Here is a 19,913-nt window from a genome sequence, read left to right as displayed (position 1 = left end):
CCTTTATTTTAGCACTGTTTCAAAAAAATGAGTATTAATATGTAAAACGCTTTCAAAAACTATATATTACGTTCTTCTTTATCAATTTGATGTTGTAAGTAGGATAAAATAGCGCTATAACATCCTAATGATATCGTTAAAATAAATGGTAATAGTTTGATTGATACTTCTCGGGCATGTTTAGAACTCGTTAATGTTAAATGATCAGTTAAATCTTGCATATCTATATGACTAAAGCAGGTATAAGTAATAATGACAAAAAAGGTTAGCGTCGCTATTAATTTCATTTTATTTACAAAGTCACTACTAAACTGAATCAATGAAAAAGCTAAAATAAGAATAATAATATTGAATATAACACTAAAAATAATCCACAACATAATAAATGTCGGCTGATTTAATTTCCCCATGTTTAAAATATTTCCTTCTACCATTAGAGGTATTAAGAAACTAAATAAAATTGAAATGCTAAATGTAATGATCACTGTTAGTAATGCCCCTAACAGTTTTAAAAAATCCCGCATCATATCCACCTTTTAAAAGTTAATATATTAATATTGTACAATTTAATACATTTATATGCTATATTCATCAAAATATTTAATTAACTATTTTCAACATCAATCTTATACTAACTTACAGTGTTGTAATTTTAGAATGTCTTACTTACTATTTATTTTATTATATGTTTTTATAGAATTGAGGTGATCATGATATGCCAAATGAAAACTATAGAGAAAATGATATTTTAGGAGGTATTAGCTATTTAAGTGTCTTCTTTGCACCAGTATTATTTCCACTTATTGTATGGATCGTCGCACAACCACCAGCTTCGACCCATGCTAGAAATGCGTTATTCAATCACATCATGAGTTGGGTTATGGTGGTATTAGGATTAGTAACCCTATCTATTTCCCCGGCTTTTGTAAATAGTGAACACAGTATCGGCTGGATTATTGCAATCCTCATCGCAGTTATTTTCTTTATATGGGCACTTGTGCTATTTTTAAAAAATATCATTAGAGGTATTCAATTAATGATGCCATAAAAAAAAGAGGAAGTGACGATAATTTCGTCGTTTCCTCTTTAATTTTATTAATCTCTTGTTGTATAAAACTAAAAAATGACCAATCAAATATTTTAAATTTTATCGTTTTCAGTATAAAAGGCAATACTATAATGTTGTTTGTGAGAATTATATATATACTTTTATTCCATTATGATTATTTACTGTAATTATAATAAGGTTTGGTCGTTTTAGTATTAGATTGCGCTTGCAATACTATATTACGAAAAGTAGTATGATGTTTATATGAAAATTGTAATCAATATTTTTATCATCATAACTTGTTTAATATCCATTATTTCTTAAGGTTTTCTTATTTTCCAACGATAAGGATCTTCAAGTTGATGCCAATCAGAATTCATTTCGCTACTATTCACCAGGCATTCATCGAGTTCTTTTTCTATTTTTTCTTGATCTAAGTCGGTACCAATAATGACAAATTGTGTATTTCTATCCCCATATTCAATATCCCAACTTTCCGCTACGTCACGACGTTGAGCAAGTATCTCTTCCCGTTTTTCTTTAGACATTGATGCAACCCAATATGTAACTGGGCTGATATTACATGACGATCCTGCTTGTGACAGTAAACACGCAACTTCGTTATATTGCGCAAGCCATACAATCCCTTTTGAACGAACAATGTTTTGAGGCATTTGTTCTAACCAATCATTGAAACGTTTCGCGTGAAACGGTAATCGTCTTGAATAGACAAACGAATTCATACCATATTCTTCAGTTTCTGGTGTATGCGTCTCATGGCCGCCTTCTGTTAGTTCCTTAATCCATCCTGCAGAATTGCTAGCTTTTTCAAAATCAAATCGGCCTGTATCTAAGACATCATTAATATCTACTTGAGACTGCGTTGTTTTAATTATTTTTGCATCTGGTTGTAATGTTCTAAGTATATGTTCTAACTTATCTAGCGCTTCATTTGTAACTAAATCTGTTTTATTCAATACAAGTACATCACAGAATTCAACTTGGTCTATTAATAAATCCGCAATCGAACGTTCATCTGTCACATCCGCACCTTGATTACGATCCACAAGTAAATCTTCTGAATGAATATCATTAACAAATCGATTCGCATCAACGACCGTAACCATCGTATCTAAACGACAAATCGAAGTGAGATCTACTCCCATCGCTTCATCGATATATGAGAACGTTTGTGCTACAGGTACTGGTTCAGAAATACCTGTAGATTCAATAACGATATAATCAATATTGCCTTTATGTACAAGTCGTTCAACTTCTTTTAATAAATCGTCCCGTAACGTGCAACAAATACATCCATTAGATAGTTCAACTAATTTTTCATCTGTTCTAGACAGTCCACCACCATCAGCAACTAAATCTTTATCAATATTAACCTCACTCATATCATTCACAATAACTGCAATACGACGGCCTTCTCGATGATTTAAAATATGATTTAGTAACGTTGTCTTCCCTGAACCTAAATAACCACTTAATACAGTTACAGGTATCTTACTCATTTATATTCTCTCCTTTTAAATCGTAATTATTACGATTTAAATTGTACAGAGATTTTTAATAATGTCAATATTAATTAAATGAATGATGTTCTATAGCGAGTGATTTACCGCGTAATCATTAGTATGTCTTCACTTATACTTCAAGGTTTGATATTCCTTAAATGTATTAAATTTTTAATGACATCATGATATTGTTTATGAAACATTGCTGATAGTTTTTATAAAAAAAGAGCGAAAAATTATTTTTCGCTCTTACAAATTATAAATAAATTTTTTTATTTTTTAATATTTCATTCAAATTTTGCGTTAATAAATTTAACTGAGATTGCACCCAGAAGCATCATGATTCCTGCAAACAATAACATGGCAGGCATTGAACTTCCTAATAGTGGGAAAAGTGCAAAGCTTACTACAGAAGCGACAATTTGTGGTAAACAAATACTTGTATTAAATAAGCCTAGATAAGCACCTGAATTTTCTCCGTCAATGGCTTCGGTTAATAGTGTAAAAGGTTGGGTATTCATCGTTAAGTTATTAATACCAATGAATATAAATGAAATAATGAGTAACCATTGGTTATGAATAAAGAACATTGAAATAAGACCTAATCCACCAAAAATTAATCCAAAACTATACCAGAATTTTCTTTGAGAAGGTTTAGATTTTGCAATGACAAAACCAAAAATAACTGAACTTAAAAATTGTATACAGTATAACACACCATACCAGTTCCCTGCTGCTTGATATCCTGCTGAAGAAGGGTCTGTCGCATTCCATACATTTTTTGCTATTGCACCTGTTGAATACGTCCAGAGATACATTAATGCAAACCAGTTAAAAAATTGAACTACACTAATTTGCCAAAATTGTTTAGGCGCAGTTTTTAACAGTTGCCATAAATTTAATTTCTCATTCCTATTGTCATCTGAAATGCCGTGATAATAGTTATATGTTTTAGGTTCATATTCTTTAACGGAAAGAACCGTCCAAATAGAAGCAATGAGTAATACCGCTGCTGCAATATAATAAGCTATTTTTACTGTCATCGGTACTTCCCCTTTAGGCGCTACATTACTCATTCCCATCATTGTTAGTAAAAATGGTAATAGTGTAGCAATAATACCACCTAAATTTGAGAAGATTTGTTGCCATGACCAGGCCATATCTCTTTGTTTTTCGTTTACCATATCTCCAATAATCATTTTATAGGGCTGCATACACGCATTTGAAGTCAAATCCATAAGTAACGTCATGATTGCACCAAATGACAAAGCCATAAGTGATGCATATCCAAATCCAAACGAACCTGCGTTAGGTAGTAGGACTAATACGATCGCTCCAATGGGACCAGCAATTAAAAGATACGGCATCCGACGTCCAAATCTAGTCCAAGTTCTATCAGAATAGTATCCAATAAGTGGTTGTACAATCATTCCTGCTAATGGCGGCAAAATAAAAAACCAACCTAAATTATTAGGGTCGGCGCCGAGCGTTTGAAATATTCTTCCCATCATTGCTGATTGAAGTGCAAATGCCATGTTTACTCCGAAGAAACCAAATGTAATAGAAAAAATAACTGCTTTTTTTAAATAGGGTAGTGTAATACCTTGTTCTTCAGTATTTTTAGTATGTATTTGATCTGTATCTTTCATTTCTATCTCTCCTATTTATTACTTGATATAGTCATTTAATTCAATAATTAAATAGCTATATCAAATAACAATTTGTTGGAATCGTTTTCAACTATAATTATAACATTTTTGAGTTTCTTTGGAAACGCTCGCATCCCCTATAAATAAATCAGAGTTCATTTTATTTTCTAATCTCATATATATCATAATTACCTAATTTAGGTATTTTTATAGATAATTAAAGATTATTGTGATGATAATAGATATATTAATACTTAAAAACAAAATATATAACATAATCTATAATTAGATTATTACAATAAATAACGATAGAAAAAATTGATTATATTAAATATAATTAGATTATTATTTGTATTTTAACTACTTTTTAAAATACATTAGATTATCAAAAAGATTACTAATTAAAGGAGTATAAAAATGAAGGTTATAAAGAGTAAAGAAATCAATCATAGGCCTAAAGTAAGTGTATTAATTAGTACGTATAACAAAGAAAGATTTATTAATAAAACATTAGATAGTGTCTTAAAACAATCGATGGATATGAGAGATTTTGAATTAATCGTGGTGGATGACTGTTCTACTGACCAAACCGTTGATATTGTTTCTAAAAAAATAGACAGTTTTTCTAATTACAAATTTATTCAATTAGATCAAAATTCGGGTACACCTGCGAAACCACGAAATTTATCTATTGATTTAAGTAAGGGAAAGTACATCATGTTTATAGACGGTGATGATTGGTTACCTGAAGATGCTCTAGAAAAGTTATATACACTTTTAAAAACAAACAAGACAGACTATGCTACAGGATTAACAAAATATGTGCATAGTGATCGCATAGCTAGAAGTGGCGTTGCTCTATCTAAAATTGCATATAATAAAGTAGATTTAAAACACTTTAGAAAATCATTTTATCATTTAGCACCTGCTGGTCGTATGATTAAAGCTAGCGTCATTAAAAAGAATCATATTCAATTTCCAGAAATGATTTTTGGAGAAGATTTACAATTTTTCGCAGAAGTCTTTTTCAATACTAAACGTATTAGTACAACACAAGATGTGGTTTATTGTGCTAACCGTTACGACGATAATATTTCTTTAGTAAAATCAGAAAAATCAACACATATTAATCGTATGAAATGGCAAGGTGAAGCCTATCGTCACTTAATGAGTAAGTATAAAAATAATAAATTAATGCCTAATTTACTATATCGTATTATTAATAAAGATGTTTTAGAAGCTAAATTCTATAAAAAAAGCTTTATTAAAAACATAAATGAGTTACTTCCTATTTTTCAAAATATCATTCATATGGTAGATGAACATTTCGATGCTTTAGACTATGCAGATGATGATTTAAACCGACAAGCCATCAAACTAATACGTGAGGGGAATAAAGAAGACATTATCAGTTTTGTTAAATTCTATCTTAAAAAAGATGATAAGCCGCTTCATGAGAAAAACGATATATATTACTATTCGTTTAAAGGAACACATTACAAAAAAAGAATGCATCCTACATTACTAAAAATCTCTCAAGAGAATGATAAGGTGTTCTTAAAAATACTTTCTAAAAACTCTGAGTTAAAGTATCTAGAAGTAAAACATCGAAAAAATCCAACTCAATTCATCGTATTAGATATTAAGAAACATCGTTTTAAATCTGGAGAATATACTGTTCAATTTACAACAAAGAATTTACCTAATGGAAAATTAGCCCTTACAGTTTTAGATAAAGATTTAAATGGCTCAGTTATCAAATCAGGCATGCGTTTTGATTTTTATGAAACTGTTGGTGGCAATTTAGGATATATTAAAAAGTAATTAAAATCTTAGATGTTTCGCCACCTTAGCATTCATTTTACATATATTTATTCGATATATGTAAAATAACGATCTTAATAAATTATAAATCTTAGTCTTGTTATCTATGTATTTTTATAATTCCAAAAGAAATTATGCTAAATTTCAAAATAATGCTGTACTTATTCATTCAAAAGGTGTATAGTTGGTTTCACGTAATAAAAGCTCGTATTTTGGATTGTAGTATATTTTTATAGAATATTCTCTTTTAATTTATGAATTTGTTACAAATATGATGTGCAAAAGCACTTGGAGGTATTCTATATGAATAACGGTACAGTTAAATGGTTTAACGCAGAAAAAGGGTTTGGATTTATCGAAAGAGAAGACGGTGACGATGTGTTTGTTCACTTCTCAGGTATCGCTACTGATGGATATAAAACTTTAGAAGAAGGTCAAAAAGTAGAGTTTGACATCACTGAAGGTCAACGTGGCGAACAAGCAACAAATGTTGTCCTTGTTTAAACATAAATTTTAGCACAAGCATGTATGTATACGTGCTTGTGCTTTTTTTACATAATTTATAAAAGAATAATACTTAAAATTAATCTCCTACTGTCACTTAATATATCCTACTATATATTCTGTCATACATATCACTCAGTGTTAATCCCTAGTATAACCTGGTTTATCTTCATTTAAGATTAAATTACCTCCATTTAAATAACTTGCGTAACTTAACCAAATGACATAAGGTAACATTAATAAACCAGCATACTTATTAGATGCATAAAAACGATGTGCAGTAATATTTCCAGCTGCAAGTAATACATAACTTTCAATTAAAGATGTCTTTCTCAGTTTTAAATTGAAATAAAGTATCGTCCACGCATAATTCAATCCTAATTGTGCATAATGAGCACGTGTTATAGACTGTTTCTCTCTTTTATGAGCTGCATGCGCATATGATAATTGATAAGCTACTCCCATTGAGGTATAAAGTAGTGGCCATACAATTGGAAATACTTTAGCTGGAGGTGAAAAAGGTGGTTTTTCATAATGTTTATAATCATTTTGAGCTTTAGCTGTTAATCTCCCAATAACCATTCCACCTGCTAAAGGTAATACAATTCTTGTAACTTTTTTAATATTAATCATAATTCTCTCCTTTAAAGTCTTCCTATATTTAATACCCTACTTTTATATAATTAATGAGTTATGAATCTATTATTAAAAAACAAAATAATGTAGTCTCACGCTAAAATATCCTCCTAAATACCATCATGTAGATACATAGGAGGACATTCTTTAAACAGTTCATTTATTGTTTTTATGGCTATCATTATATTTTGGCTAATTACTTTTAATTTAGATTGGCCTTTTTAATTATTTCTCCTAAAGGGCATCTAGAGTCACTATTATTCTTCTTCACCAACAACTGTGAAACGTTCATTAATATGCGCTTTATTTTCAGCTTCATCTACTATAGCAATAGCAAAATCTGCATAACTGATATAACTATTACCTTTACTATTAAATAATAATTGATCTTTTCCTAACGTATAGGTGCCTGTACGTTTACCTTCAAAGTCAAATTCCGCTGATGGACTAATAAAGGTCCAAGTAATTCCTTCAGCATGTTGTAAGTCTTGTAAATTACGACTTGATCCTTTAGCTGTTGGTTTCACTATTTCCGGGAAATCTGGTGTATCCATAACACGTATGGTATGCGCATCATCTGCGAATAGACTACCAGCACCCCCTACAATAATGGCTCTTGTATCTACATCTTTTAATATGTTAATCAATACGCGTCCCACTTCAACGTGCACTTCTTCTTCACCCAATGGCGCGCCAAATGCATTGACTACCACGTCTAAATCTTTAATATCATCTGAAGTTAAATCAAACACGTCTTTTTCAATCACTTTAACATCTTTATCATCATCTAATTTAGCAGCATTTCTTACAATCGCAGTTACTTCATGTCCACGTTGTTGTGCTTCATCTAATACTTTAGTTCCTAATTTACCTGTTGCTCCAATAATACCAATGTTCATCGTTTGTTCCTCCACTTCTATATTTATCAGAGCTGTCTCTTGGATGTCCCTCAACATGTTATCAATATAATTACATTTTTATTAAAAGTCTATTTATCTGTTTTTATTTTCCTTTCTAATATGAAGTCATTGAAACATGCCTCACAACGATTAGTTTAAAATCACCTTGTGCTATACACACTGAGTTCAATGTGTTGACTTAATTAATCTAAGTCTCTATTGTCAATATGAAGAATCATACAAACGCGTATATTCTATCTTATATGTATAAGGGGAAATGACTATGATGAATGTAAAAGCAAGAGCTGTAAATGGCCCAGATTCTGAATTTTTCGCTACTGAAATTCAACGTCGTGATTTAGATAAACATGATGTATTAATAGAGATTAAATATGCAGGTATCTGTCACTCTGATATCCATACTGCTCGAGAAGAATGGGGCCCTGTCGATTATCCACTCGTACCAGGTCATGAAATTGCAGGTATTGTTAAAGAGGTCGGTCCTGACGTCACTAAATATAAAGTTGGCGACCGTGTAGGTGTTGGATGTATGGTGGATTCTTGTGGTGAATGTGAAAACTGTAAAAATGACGAAGAACAATACTGTTTAAATGGAAATGTAGGTACTTATGCAAGTACTGACAAATATGGTGAGAAAACACAAGGCGGTTACTCAACACATATTGTTGTCCAAGAAGATTTCGTATTACGTATTCCTGACAATATCAGTTTAGAGGTTGCTGCTCCTTTACTATGTGCGGGCATTACAACTTACTCACCTTTAAATCATTGGAAAGCCTATGAAGGTAAAAAGAATGTAGCAATCATTGGTATGGGCGGCCTTGGACATATGGCAGTTCAAATTGCACATGCAATGGGCGCTAACGTGACTGTATTATCACGTACGTTAAATAAAAAAGAAGATGGTTTAAAATTTGGTGCTTCAGCTTATTATGCAACTAGTGACGAATCAACATTTAAAGAACTTGCTGGTTCATTTGACTTAATTATTAATACTGTAAGTGCAAAATTAGACATAGATGACTATCTTAAATTATTAGCCTTAGATGGTACACTCGTTAATGTTGGTGCCCCAGCTGAGCCTGTATCCTTACAAGTATTTAATTTAATTGGTCATCGTCGTTCATTTGCTGGATCTGCTATCGGTGGTATTAAAGAAACTCAAGACATGTTAGATTTCTGTTCTGAACATCATATCGCCCCACAAATTGAATTAATTACAGCAGATGATATTGATGATGCTTACGAAAGAGTGTTGGCATCTAAAGTTAAATATCGTTTTGTTATTGATATCAGTACAATGTAATCATAAAAATGCCCATGAGATGTGGGCATTTTTTATTACTTAACTATTATATTAAGTTTCTGTTAGTCTTTCTCTCACTATTTAAGATAAACAGTTCATCAGTTATAGATTCCAACTATACTTTTTACAATATTTAATATTGATTGTTATCGTTTTTTTACATTTAATATATATAATAGTCTTAATACTAAATAATTATATCTTGTTAAATAATTTATAATTAAATCATAATGTTTTATTATATGTATTAAGTGATATATATATACAAATGAAGAAAATGTTCAATAAAGAAAATTAAATAAATAAAGGAGTTTGTCTAGATGAATGAATTAACACAATATTTAAAAGAAGTCGCCAAGCAATTAGAGATACAAAATGCATATAGTGAATTAAATAGAGCAAGTCAAAACAATGAAAATCAAGCTACAGATAAATTTAATGACACTTTAAAAGCAATTGAAGATAAATATGCTTATGATTCATCACGTCACGTTATACCAAATAGAGCCTCATTAAAAACATTAAATAGAGTAAAAGCAATCGAAGATAAATACGCTAAAGCGATGAAAACGTTAGAAAGACTTAGAAAATCTAGATTATCAAGAAATAATAAGGATTCAACTCAAATAGAAAACTTAATAAAACAATCAGAAAATGGTTTTAATGATTATCACACACGTGATGATCAATATAATTTTGCAACAAGTGTAGCTCAAGAGTTAGAAAAATTAAAAAATGAATATATTATCTCACCTAAAGAGGCTAAAAATATATTTGGCAAATATGTATTCCATACTAATGAATTTCATTTAAGTGACCATGAACTATATAAAATCAAATTTGCGTATGGTCTTGATTAGGTATTTCATTTCTCATAGTCTAACTAGGCAGATCGTGTAAAAACCATGTACACGTTTATATAAACGTTATACTCATTTTTTTTATTAATATATTTGAACATAGACAAATAAAAAGAATAGTCACATAATGGCCTTAGGGGAAAGACTATGTATGAATTGGGAGTTCAATTATATATTATGTATCTACGGGGATTATACGGATGGTATAATCTCTTTTTTTATCTTCTTCAATAGTATTGCTCATCATCATGTAAATTTCTAAAGCAAAACTTCTCTATTAAAGTGACTTACTCCAATACTTTAACTTTGTCTGAATAATATCAATCTTTCCTCCCTTTTCATGTATCAATCATTACCACCTCATTTGTATCTGGTTAGTGTACTCAATATAACTCCAAATAATCTAAACCAAAATTGTCTAATGATTAATGATTAATGATATTTTTTTCCACATTGTCTCGTCTAACATCGTCTAGTTGTGATAAATACGTCTTCACGTTTAAGTCTTATTGTTACAAGACCTTCCTCTACTTTTTCTTCATTTCCATAAATGAATGCAGCTTCGATGCGTCTATATCTTTTCTACTAAAGTAGCTTCTAATTCGGACATATCCGTATCATCTAAACATAATATATGACTCTTCAGCGTTTATAATGTGTTACAAGGGGTAGATTGACAGGAGGAGGGCGATATTAATGAAAGCAGTTACTTATCAAGGTCATAAAAATATGGAAGTTCGTGAAGTGAACGATCCAACGATAGAAGAATCCACAGATGCAATTATTAAAATAACCGCTTCAGGTATATGTGGTTCTGATTTACATCTTTATCATCAAGGCGATTTATTTATGGATCCTGGTTTTGTTATTGGACATGAGCCAATGGGAATTGTAGAAGAAGTAGGAAAAGACGTTAAGACTTTAAAAAAAGGTGATAGAGTGGTTATACCTTTTAACATCGGTTGTGGTGACTGCTTCTATTGTAATAACCATATGGAATCTCAATGCGACAACTCTAATCCATCCCCTGCAAATTGGAAAATGGACAATGGTGGACTTTTCGGTTTTGGTGCCATGCACGGGAACCATTGGGGAGGACAAGCAGAGTATTTAAGAGTTCCATTTGCTGACTTCTCTTCTTTCAAAGTTCCAGATAGTGATTTGAAAGACGAACAAGTATTATTTTTATCTGATGTTGTCCCAACAGCTTATTGGAGTGTAGAACATGCGGGCGTAAAATCTGGTGATACTGTTATTGTTCTAGGTTGTGGTCCAATCGGTTTAATGGCACAAAAATTTGCTAAATTAAAAGGTGCTGAACGTGTGATTGCCATTGATAATGTGGAACATAGATTAAACCATGCGAAAAAATTCAATGGTGCTGAAGTGTATAATTTTTCTAAAGAAGATAATATTGGAAAATTACTTCGTGAAAATACACGTGGCGGTGCAGATGTTGTGATAGATTGTGTGGGAATGGATGGACAAGTCGCTCAAGATGATTTAGAGATTAGTTCAAACTCAGCACAACGCGGTAATATTAGTCCAATTATTACAGCAGCAGAATCAGTAAGAAAATTTGGTACCATTCAATTAACTGGTATTTATGCTACACCTGCAGATAATTTTCCAATAGATTTAATTTTTAATAGAGATGTTCAAGTAAAAAGTGGTCAAGCGCCAGTGATTCATCAAATGCCAAAATTATATGAAATGATTAAAAATGAAGTGTTTGATCCAACAGAAATTATAACGCATACCATGCCTTTAGAAGAAGCAAAACAAGCTTATGATATTTTCGATCAGAAAAAAGATAACAATATTAAAGTCATTTTAAAACCACAATAATGACTATATAAATAAAAAATATATACGTAACTTCTTGAACAAATAGATAAAAAAGCCTGAGACATCATTAAGTGTCTTGGGCATTTTTAATATGTTAACAGTCGATGACTGAGTTGAAAATGCACTTATGCTAAGCTTTTTTCAATCCTAATTCTTCTTGATAAACTTGGTGAAATGAGACGATGATTTCAAAATACATTCTGTCCCACTCTTTTTTTCCATTATTTTGATGCTATGATTAAGAAATTTCTTCATTGTAAGAATAGAATTCGAAAAAACAAAACAAGCTAAGGATGACTAGCTTAAGTTATCTTCTAAGAAATTGAATAGATAATTTTGTCAGTCTCTCTGTTATAAATATTTATTATTGTAGTTTTAATAACATTTTTTCAGTAATATAGCTTCGATACTTGTCTAGTCTTCATCTTCTTTACATCCATTCATTCTATACAGTAAATAAAACGGGTACTTCTAATCATAGTGTTTGTGAGTAATTTTTAACGGGTAGATTTTTAGTACTACACTTTTTAAATATAGGAGGAAACGTAAATGAATGATAAGACAGTTTATGATGTAATTGATATAGGTGTAAATCATTTACTATCTGTGTATGATAATTGGAATGTTGAACGCGTATTAGATAAAGAAAATGATGTTTTTCCAAATACGTTACATTGGCAATTTGGACATGTTTTAACGATTTTCGATTCTGCTTTATCAATAGGTAGTCAAAATACCGTAGATATCGCTAAATATACTAAACTATTTGGTTACGGATCTAGCCCTGCTAACTGGGAAGGACAAGATGTTCCATCAATCGAAACGATTAAAGAAAACTTAAAAACACTTCCTGAACGTGCGCGCAAACTAACGGATGAACAATTATCACAAGAACTTAACGAACCCGTTGCTGGTTGCCAAACACTCAATGAATTATTAGTACTAAATGCCTTCCATGTTCCATTACATGCTGGCAAAATTGAAGAAATGACTCGCGTGCTTAAACACGACGAATAATTTAAAGGTCATCATTTATAGTTTACGAGAAGATATTTGCGTATTATGATTGCGAATAGTATGTTGTGAAAAATTAAGACTAGTATCATTTAACTACCTTGTTTGGCGTAGAAAAATGCAATGTACTGATAAAATATTAATATAAAACGCTTAACAGACGATATTCTTCACGTCTATTAAGCGTTTTTTGATAAATGTTATTCTTCTAAGACTTCTTTTTAATTTTTATATCTATTTATTTCTCAATTTAGAACTAGATTTTTAGCGTGCTTTCAGTTCATTTCCTGTCATCCATTTATGATTTTTAATGATTTTACCATTATCTTTGGATTTGTAATCAACTACGTAAACAGTCGTCTTTTTCACGTTATCTATATTGGCTGTAGCACCTTTCATGCCAGACATATGATTTGCTTCTAATTTAACAGTATCGCCCTTACTAAATCCATCTTTAGGTGCATCTTTAATCTCTTCGTTTACGACCCATTTATGATTGTTTACTTTTTCATTTCCATTTGTGGGTTTATAACTTACAACATAGGCATATGTTTTATACGCACCTTTTACAGTAGCTTCTGCGCCTTTCATCCCTGGCATATGCCCTGCTGTAATCGTTACTTTATCTCCCACTTTAAATTCACCCTCATTAGTCGATGTCATATCTTCTGGAACTTTACTTTCATCATTATGCTTCATATGGCTCTCACTTTTTTGGTCATTAGTGTCTTTATCTTTTTCATCATTATTGGAGCAAGCTGATAATATTAGTAATGACCCTAATATCATAAAAAATAATTTTTTAATCATAATAAAACTCCTATCTTTTATTTTAATTTTAATGTAAAAGCATTAATCGCTACTATAACTGTACTTAAAGACATTAATATTGCTCCTACAGCTGGTGATAATATTAACCCGATAAAAGCTAATGCGCCAGCTGCTAAAGGTACAGCAACAATATTATAACCTGCACCCCACCATAAGTTTTGCACCATTTTTCTCATAGTATTATTTGAAAGAGTCAAGAAATGAATTCATAATAAACTCATTTACTGGCTATTTTTCTAGTATTTATATTCAGTCTTTTCAAACTATATTAATCATTTTTTGATTCTTAAATTCTACGCCACAATAGCTGCATTTTATTAAATATACTATATATTCAATCAAGTTCAAAATGAATGTTGTCCCACTCCCATGTTTTTAAAATATCAACTTAATAATTGCAACGACGATTAAAATACATATTATCGTTTTTTGAATATAGTCAGGTATTTTCTGGCCCATTTTCATACCTAGAGGCGTAAATAGTATACTACCTAAAATTAACGGTATTGCACTATTGATAGGAATATACCCCTGTAATAATTTAATCATAAATGCTCCAATAGAAGAAATGAATGCAATTACAATACTATTTGTAACTACCATGTTCATTGGTAATTTAAATATAACAAGTAGTACTGGAATAATAATAAATGCGCCACCAGCTCCTACAATACCAGATACCAAACCGATGATACCACCTATTGTAATTAAAAGTAGACGATTAAACTTAATATGACTAGTAGATGGTGTAACTTTTATAAACATTAGAATAAGAGCTAGTAATGCAATAATAATATAAACCGTATTAACAAACTGAACATTTATTAAATTCGCTAAGATTGCACCTAGCATACTACCTATTACCATTCCACTTCCCATATTAAGTATAAGCGTTCTAGAAAAATTTTTATTTTTATATGCGTTTAAAGATCCACTCAATGTACTAAAAAACACCTGACTTGAAGTTAATCCTGAAGCAATATAAGCACTATAAGTAGGTAAACCAAATAATGGTGGTAATAATAAGAGAGCTGGGTAAATAACAATGGCTCCCCCTATACCGACTAATCCAGAAATAAATCCTCCTAAGATACCAATAACTAACATTACTATAATGGTGGTTATACTTATCATTTACTTTTTATCAATAATTCAACTGCTTCATTAATTAGTGCCTGAGAATCTTCACTATTTTCTTCAGACATTTTGACGCATTCTACTAAGTTTTCACTAATGATAATACCCATTAAACGTTGAATAGAACTTTTAGAAGCACTTAATTGACTAATGACGTCTTTACAATTTTTTTCTTCCTCCATCATTTTAATGACTCCATTAAGCTGTCCTTGTATGCGATGAATACGATTAATCATCTTTTTATTATATTCCAATATATTTCACTCCACATTAATTTTTAATAATTACATCATATTGATTAAATTTTAGTTTGTCAAATACCTATGGGGGTATTTGACAAACTATCTAATCCGTTATAATATACCCCCATAGGTATTTAAAAGGAGGCAATTATGTCACAATATAAAACGAAACACATTAATGATTTCACTAAAAAAGAATTACAAGAATTGGGTTCTAAGGGTCAATTAATTGACGTTCGACAGCCTGAAGAATTTGAATTAGGACACATTAAAAATGCTTTATTACATTCAGTTGAAAATATAGAGACTTTTAAACAAAACAAAAATAAAACTTACTATATCTATTGTAAAAGTGGTAATAGAAGTAGAAAAGCAAGTCAATTTCTTGCACAACGCGGATACGATGTGGTGAATTTAGACGGAGGTTATATCGCATACGAAGAACAACATCATAATGATAATTTATCTAAAGTAAAAGAAGATAGAGAAATTAAAGATAATCGTAAGACATTCAATTATAGTAATCTACAGTGTCCAGGACCTATTGTTAATATTAGTAAAGAAATCAAAAACATCGCTATTGGTGATCAAATAGAAGTTATTGTGACTGATCACGGATTTTTAAATGATATTAAAAGTTGGGTCAAACAAACTGGACATACGCTTGTTAGACTCAACGATTTTGGTAATGAAATTCGCGCTATTATTCAAAAAGAAGAAAATAAAAATATAGAAGTGACACACACGAAAAGTGGAACAACAATTGTTTTATTTAGCGGCGAGCTAGATAAAGCAGTTGCAGCAATGATTATTGCTAATGGTGCTAAAGCTGCAGGTAGAGATGTAACCATCTTTTGCACATTTTGGGGCTTAAATGCACTTAAAAAAATTCAAAGTCAACGCATTAAGAAAAAAGGTATTGCAAAACTTTTTGACTTCATGCTTCCAAATTCACCAATTAACATGCCTATTTCTAAAATGAATATGTTTGGTTTAGGCAATCTAATGATGCGTTATGTCATGAAAAAGAAAAATGTCGATACTTTACCTTCTCTTATTGATCAAGCAGTTGAGCAAGGTGTTAAACTTATCGCTTGTACAATGAGTATGGATGTGATGGGCATTACAAAAGAAGAATTACGCGATGATGTAGAATACGGTGGCGTAGGTGCATATATTGGATATACAGAACAAGCTAATCACAATTTATTTATATAATTAGAAAGGAATGATATTATGTTTTTTAAACAATTTTATGATAAACATTTATCTCAAGCATCTTATTTAATCGGTTGTCAAAAAACTGGAGAAGCCATGATTATTGATCCTATTCGTGACTTATCTTCATATATTCGAGTTGCTGATGAAGAAGGTTTAACCATTACTCATGCAGCTGAAACACATATACATGCAGATTTTGCTTCAGGAATTAGAGATGTTGCTATAAAGTTAAATGCTAATATTTATGTATCGGGTGAAAGTGATGACACATTAGGTTATAAAAATATGCCTAACCACACTCATTTTGTTCAACATAATGACGATATTTATGTAGGAAATATAAAATTAAAAGTGCTTCATACACCTGGTCACACGCCAGAAAGTATAAGTTTTTTACTTACTGACGAAGGTGCTGGAGCACAAGTTCCAATGGGACTATTCAGTGGTGATTTTATTTTTGTAGGAGATATCGGTAGACCTGATTTACTAGAAAAAGCGGTTAAAGTAGAAGGATCATCTGAAATAGGCGCTAAACAAATGTTTAAATCGATTGAAAGTATTAAAGACTTGCCAGACTACATTCAAATTTGGCCTGGTCATGGCGCTGGTAGTCCTTGTGGTAAATCTTTAGGTGCTATTCCAACATCTACGCTTGGCTATGAAAAACAAACGAACTGGGCTTTTTCTGAAAATAACGAAGCTACCTTTATCGATAAACTCATTTCTGACCAACCTGCACCACCACATCATTTTGCACAAATGAAAAAAATCAATCAACTCGGTATGGATTTATACCAGCCTTATACAGTTTATCCAGCTACAAGTACAAACAGATTAACTTTTGATCTCCGCAGTAAGGAGGCTTATCATGGTGGACATATTGAAGGTACAATCAATATTCCATATGATAAAAATTTCATCAATCAAATTGGCTGGTATCTAAACTATAATCAAGAAATTAACTTGATTGGAGACTATCAGCTTGTTTCAAAAGCAACGCACACCTTGCAACTCATTGGATACGATGATGTTGCTGGATATCAATTACCTCAATCTAAAGTTCAAACACGTTCCATTCATAGTGAAGATATTACAGGTAACGAATCACATATATTGGATGTACGTAATGATAATGAATGGAATAATGGCCACTTATCTCAAGCGGTTCATGTACCACACGGTAAACTTTTAGACACAGATTTACCTTTCAGTAAAAATGATGTTATTTATGTACACTGTCAATCTGGCATTAGAAGTTCGATAGCTATTGGTATTTTAGAACATAAAGGTTATCACAACATTATTAATGTAAATGAAGGTTACAAAGATATACACCTTTCTTAATATTTATACTAATGAAGAAGGACTATAAGTAGTTAGATATAGCTTATAGTCCCTTTTTATATTATTGGATACATATCTATTTAAAAATCATTTATGTATCCTCGCTTTATATCATTTAATAAATATTTTACATAGTGCATACCTTTTTTGTTTATTGATGTGTTCAAAAAACATAACAGCAATTCTTATAAACCTCATATGTTCTGATACGTTCAAAATCCCTTTATGATGCGGTTTATCGTATAAAAGTTAATTACATATTGACTCACACACTACAATTATCGTCATTTATAAGTAATGTATTTAATGTTTCTATTACGCCATCTCTATCATTATTAATTGAAATTAAATTTGCTTTACTTTTAAGTTCTGGATAAGCGTTGTCCATAGCAACTTTGTATCGTGCATTCTCAAATAAAGGAATATCATTTAAACCATCACCAAATACAATCGTTTGTTCACTACTTATATTTAATAAGTTTTGTAAAAAACGAATCGTTTTTCCTTTATCAACGTCTTTATGTGTGATATCTATCCAATGCTCTTCTGCAGCTACGATATAGAGATTATCCTCATATTTACTTAAACCTTTAACATGTTCGAAACACTCACCTTGTGAATCAAAAATAGTAACCTTTAAAATATCCTGATTAATCATATTTAAATTTTCTACAAAAGTTACTTTCTCATATGAACCTAAAACCATGTTTCGTTCTTTTTCGGAAATACGCTTCTCAGCATAAGCCATACCATCTGTGCAAACAATAATTACTAAATTATCATCAATAGCTTTAATTGTCTCAATCACTTCAAATCCAAGTTGATTGCTAAATGTTTTAGTATAGATATTCATTCCATTAATTTTAATTCGTGAAGCACTGTCTCCAATAATAAATAAATCTTTCGCTAAATCTCCAACAATCGCATCTACACGTTCACTTTGTTTTCCTGTGCAAAAAGCTAAACGAATACCTCTATTCTTCAATTTAATCAATAATTGTTGAAACTTTTCACGATTGAAACTACCTTGTGAATTTAAAAACGTACCATCCATATCTGTTACGATTAATTCAAACATAACATCCCTCATTTATATTTTTTACTTTATATAGAAAAACACCTTATTAAATTTGGACTGACCCCAATTAGTGGGAATTATATAAAAACATTTTCGTTGAATTCATATTAAAATGAATCATGCGGAGGTGTTTTTTCTATGAAAAGAGTTTCTTATTCAGTAGAAACAAAGTATAAAGCTGTTGAAATGAAAGCAGCAGGATTTTCAACAAAAGAAATTATGAAAGAATTAAATATTAGAAATAGAACACAAGTGAAAACTTGGTGGCAATGGTATCAAAATGGGGAAAGTTATAGATTTTCACAACACGTTGGTAAACAATATACCTACGGTAAAGGATTAGAAGAGCTGTCAGAAGTAGAACAATTAAAATTAGAAAATAAGAGAAAAGATATAGAATTGGATATTTTAAAAAAGTACAAGGCATTGGAAAAGAAGTGGTACCAACAGTAGTCATAGATTTAGTGGATCAATTAAAAGGAAACTATTCAATCAAATTGATACTAGAAGTATTAAACATACCTAAATCAACATATTACCGATGGAAAAACAAAACCTATAAAAATGATGCTGTAACACAAAAAGTCATTGAATTATGTGAAGCTAACCACTATACCTACGGTTATCGTAAGATTACAGCACTGATTAATCAATGTTATACATCACCAATTAATCATAAAAGAGTACAGAGAATTATGTAGAAGCATCATTTGAACTGCCGAGTTAGACCTAAAAAACGACAAGGATAGGTAAACCGTATTATAAAACAGACAATTTATTACAAAGACAATTTAAAGCGAGTTGTCCCATGGAAGTATTATCAACCGATATTACTTATTTAGGTTCTGTTGCAAAGTTGAACTTATAGTATAATTTTAATAAAAAGGAGTCTTTTGTATGAACTATTTCAGATATAAACAATTTAACA

The 19,913-nt window shown here is 30.8% G+C and carries 18 protein-coding genes and 2 pseudogenes; 10 read left to right on the top strand and 10 right to left on the bottom strand.

The genetic code is table 11. The features are described 5' to 3' along the window. Positions 1-59: 59 nt before the first annotated feature. The gene (locus HMPREF2881_RS02000) at positions 60-524 is read right to left on the bottom strand and encodes a hypothetical protein (protein WP_002488450.1); all 465 of its coding nucleotides are present in this window, start codon (positions 522-524) and stop codon (positions 60-62) included. A 191-nt stretch (positions 525-715) separates the two neighbouring features. Here HMPREF2881_RS02000 and HMPREF2881_RS01995 point away from each other — a divergent pair, with 191 nt between their 5' ends. Next, positions 716-1,048, top strand: a complete 333-nt coding sequence (locus tag HMPREF2881_RS01995; RefSeq protein WP_002488480.1) for a hypothetical protein — start codon at positions 716-718, stop codon at positions 1,046-1,048. 320 nt (positions 1,049-1,368) lie between these two features. On the opposite strand, the gene HMPREF2881_RS01990 is transcribed toward HMPREF2881_RS01995, so the two are convergent. Next, positions 1,369-2,568, bottom strand: coding sequence for a GTP-binding protein (locus HMPREF2881_RS01990; protein ID WP_002488506.1), 1,200 nt, complete (start codon positions 2,566-2,568; stop codon positions 1,369-1,371). Positions 2,569-2,858: 290 nt separating this feature from the next. Continuing rightward, complete coding sequence (locus HMPREF2881_RS01985) at positions 2,859-4,220, bottom strand: SLC45 family MFS transporter (RefSeq protein ID WP_002454604.1); 1,362 nt, start codon at positions 4,218-4,220, stop codon at positions 2,859-2,861. Positions 4,221-4,637: 417 nt separating this feature from the next. On the opposite strand from HMPREF2881_RS01985, the gene HMPREF2881_RS01980 reads away from it, so the two are divergent. Both HMPREF2881_RS01980 and HMPREF2881_RS01975 read left to right on the top strand, forming a co-directional pair. Continuing rightward, a complete protein-coding gene (locus HMPREF2881_RS01980) occupies positions 4,638-6,044 on the top strand; it encodes a glycosyltransferase family 2 protein (protein ID WP_002488490.1) in 1,407 nt (468 codons plus the stop codon). A gap of 303 nt (positions 6,045-6,347) precedes the next feature. Next, the gene (locus HMPREF2881_RS01975; protein WP_002488444.1) at positions 6,348-6,548 is read left to right on the top strand and encodes a cold-shock protein; all 201 of its coding nucleotides are present in this window, start codon (positions 6,348-6,350) and stop codon (positions 6,546-6,548) included. Positions 6,549-6,689: 141 nt separating this feature from the next. Here HMPREF2881_RS01975 and HMPREF2881_RS01970 read toward each other — a convergent pair whose 3' ends face one another. Further along, the gene (locus HMPREF2881_RS01970) at positions 6,690-7,181 is read right to left on the bottom strand and encodes a TspO/MBR family protein (protein WP_002454602.1); all 492 of its coding nucleotides are present in this window, start codon (positions 7,179-7,181) and stop codon (positions 6,690-6,692) included. A gap of 260 nt (positions 7,182-7,441) precedes the next feature. Next, positions 7,442-8,083: an NAD(P)-dependent oxidoreductase gene (locus HMPREF2881_RS01965; RefSeq protein WP_002488455.1), complete on the bottom strand. Its 642-nt coding sequence runs from the start codon at positions 8,081-8,083 to the stop codon at positions 7,442-7,444. Between the two features lie 283 nt (positions 8,084-8,366). Here HMPREF2881_RS01965 and HMPREF2881_RS01960 point away from each other — a divergent pair, with 283 nt between their 5' ends. The 4 genes from HMPREF2881_RS01960 (at position 8,367) to HMPREF2881_RS01945 (ending at position 13,135) form a co-directional block, all read left to right on the top strand. Beyond that, entirely contained in the window at positions 8,367-9,410 is a 1,044-nt protein-coding gene (locus HMPREF2881_RS01960) for an NAD(P)-dependent alcohol dehydrogenase (RefSeq protein ID WP_002488507.1), read from the top strand. A 320-nt stretch (positions 9,411-9,730) separates the two neighbouring features. Further along, positions 9,731-10,270 carry a hypothetical protein gene (locus HMPREF2881_RS01955; RefSeq protein WP_002488461.1) on the top strand — a complete coding sequence of 180 codons (540 nt, stop codon included), beginning with the start codon at positions 9,731-9,733 and terminating at the stop codon, positions 10,268-10,270. Between the two features lie 696 nt (positions 10,271-10,966). Continuing rightward, entirely contained in the window at positions 10,967-12,118 is a 1,152-nt protein-coding gene (locus HMPREF2881_RS01950) for a zinc-dependent alcohol dehydrogenase (RefSeq protein WP_002449427.1), read from the top strand. Between the two features lie 549 nt (positions 12,119-12,667). Continuing rightward, entirely contained in the window at positions 12,668-13,135 is a 468-nt protein-coding gene (locus HMPREF2881_RS01945) for a DinB family protein (RefSeq protein WP_002488454.1), read from the top strand. 261 nt (positions 13,136-13,396) lie between these two features. On the opposite strand, the gene HMPREF2881_RS01940 is transcribed toward HMPREF2881_RS01945, so the two are convergent. From HMPREF2881_RS01940 to cstR, 4 genes and pseudogenes are all read right to left on the bottom strand, one after another. Next, positions 13,397-13,942 (bottom strand): YdhK family protein, encoded by a 546-nt coding sequence (locus HMPREF2881_RS01940; RefSeq protein ID WP_002488449.1) that lies wholly within the window; start codon positions 13,940-13,942, stop codon positions 13,397-13,399. A 17-nt stretch (positions 13,943-13,959) separates the two neighbouring features. Next, positions 13,960-14,169 (bottom strand): annotated as a pseudogene (locus tag HMPREF2881_RS11400) (heavy metal translocating P-type ATPase); the annotation flags it as partial. A gap of 169 nt (positions 14,170-14,338) precedes the next feature. After that, positions 14,339-15,097, bottom strand: coding sequence for a sulfite exporter TauE/SafE family protein (locus HMPREF2881_RS01935; RefSeq protein WP_002473148.1), 759 nt, complete (start codon positions 15,095-15,097; stop codon positions 14,339-14,341). Beyond that, positions 15,094-15,354 (bottom strand): persulfide-sensing transcriptional repressor CstR, encoded by a 261-nt coding sequence (cstR, locus tag HMPREF2881_RS01930; protein WP_000456194.1) that lies wholly within the window; start codon positions 15,352-15,354, stop codon positions 15,094-15,096. The genes HMPREF2881_RS01935 and cstR overlap by 4 nt, the downstream gene beginning before the upstream one ends. Before the next feature lie 138 nt (positions 15,355-15,492). Here cstR and HMPREF2881_RS01925 point away from each other — a divergent pair, with 138 nt between their 5' ends. Together HMPREF2881_RS01925 and cstB are read left to right on the top strand one after the other, a co-directional pair. Then, the gene (locus HMPREF2881_RS01925) at positions 15,493-16,560 is read left to right on the top strand and encodes a DsrE/DsrF/DrsH-like family protein (RefSeq protein WP_002454585.1); all 1,068 of its coding nucleotides are present in this window, start codon (positions 15,493-15,495) and stop codon (positions 16,558-16,560) included. An 18-nt stretch (positions 16,561-16,578) separates the two neighbouring features. Continuing rightward, complete coding sequence (gene cstB / locus HMPREF2881_RS01920; protein WP_002488497.1) at positions 16,579-17,907, top strand: persulfide dioxygenase-sulfurtransferase CstB; 1,329 nt, start codon at positions 16,579-16,581, stop codon at positions 17,905-17,907. 265 nt (positions 17,908-18,172) lie between these two features. Here the strand turns inward: cstB and HMPREF2881_RS01915 are convergent, their stop codons facing one another. Next, a complete protein-coding gene (locus HMPREF2881_RS01915) occupies positions 18,173-18,985 on the bottom strand; it encodes a Cof-type HAD-IIB family hydrolase (protein ID WP_002488469.1) in 813 nt (270 codons plus the stop codon). A gap of 138 nt (positions 18,986-19,123) precedes the next feature. Here HMPREF2881_RS01915 and HMPREF2881_RS11395 point away from each other — a divergent pair. Beyond that, a pseudogene (locus HMPREF2881_RS11395) lies at positions 19,124-19,826 on the top strand (IS3 family transposase); the annotation flags it as partial. Positions 19,827-19,913: the final 87 nt, after the last annotated feature.

Origin of the sequence: Staphylococcus sp. HMSC057A08, assembly GCF_001812925.1 — a bacterium.
Taxonomy (GTDB): Bacteria; Bacillota; Bacilli; order Staphylococcales; family Staphylococcaceae; genus Staphylococcus; species Staphylococcus hominis.
Note: the sequence above shows the minus strand (reverse complement) of the source record. Positions and strands in the feature narration are given on the sequence as shown.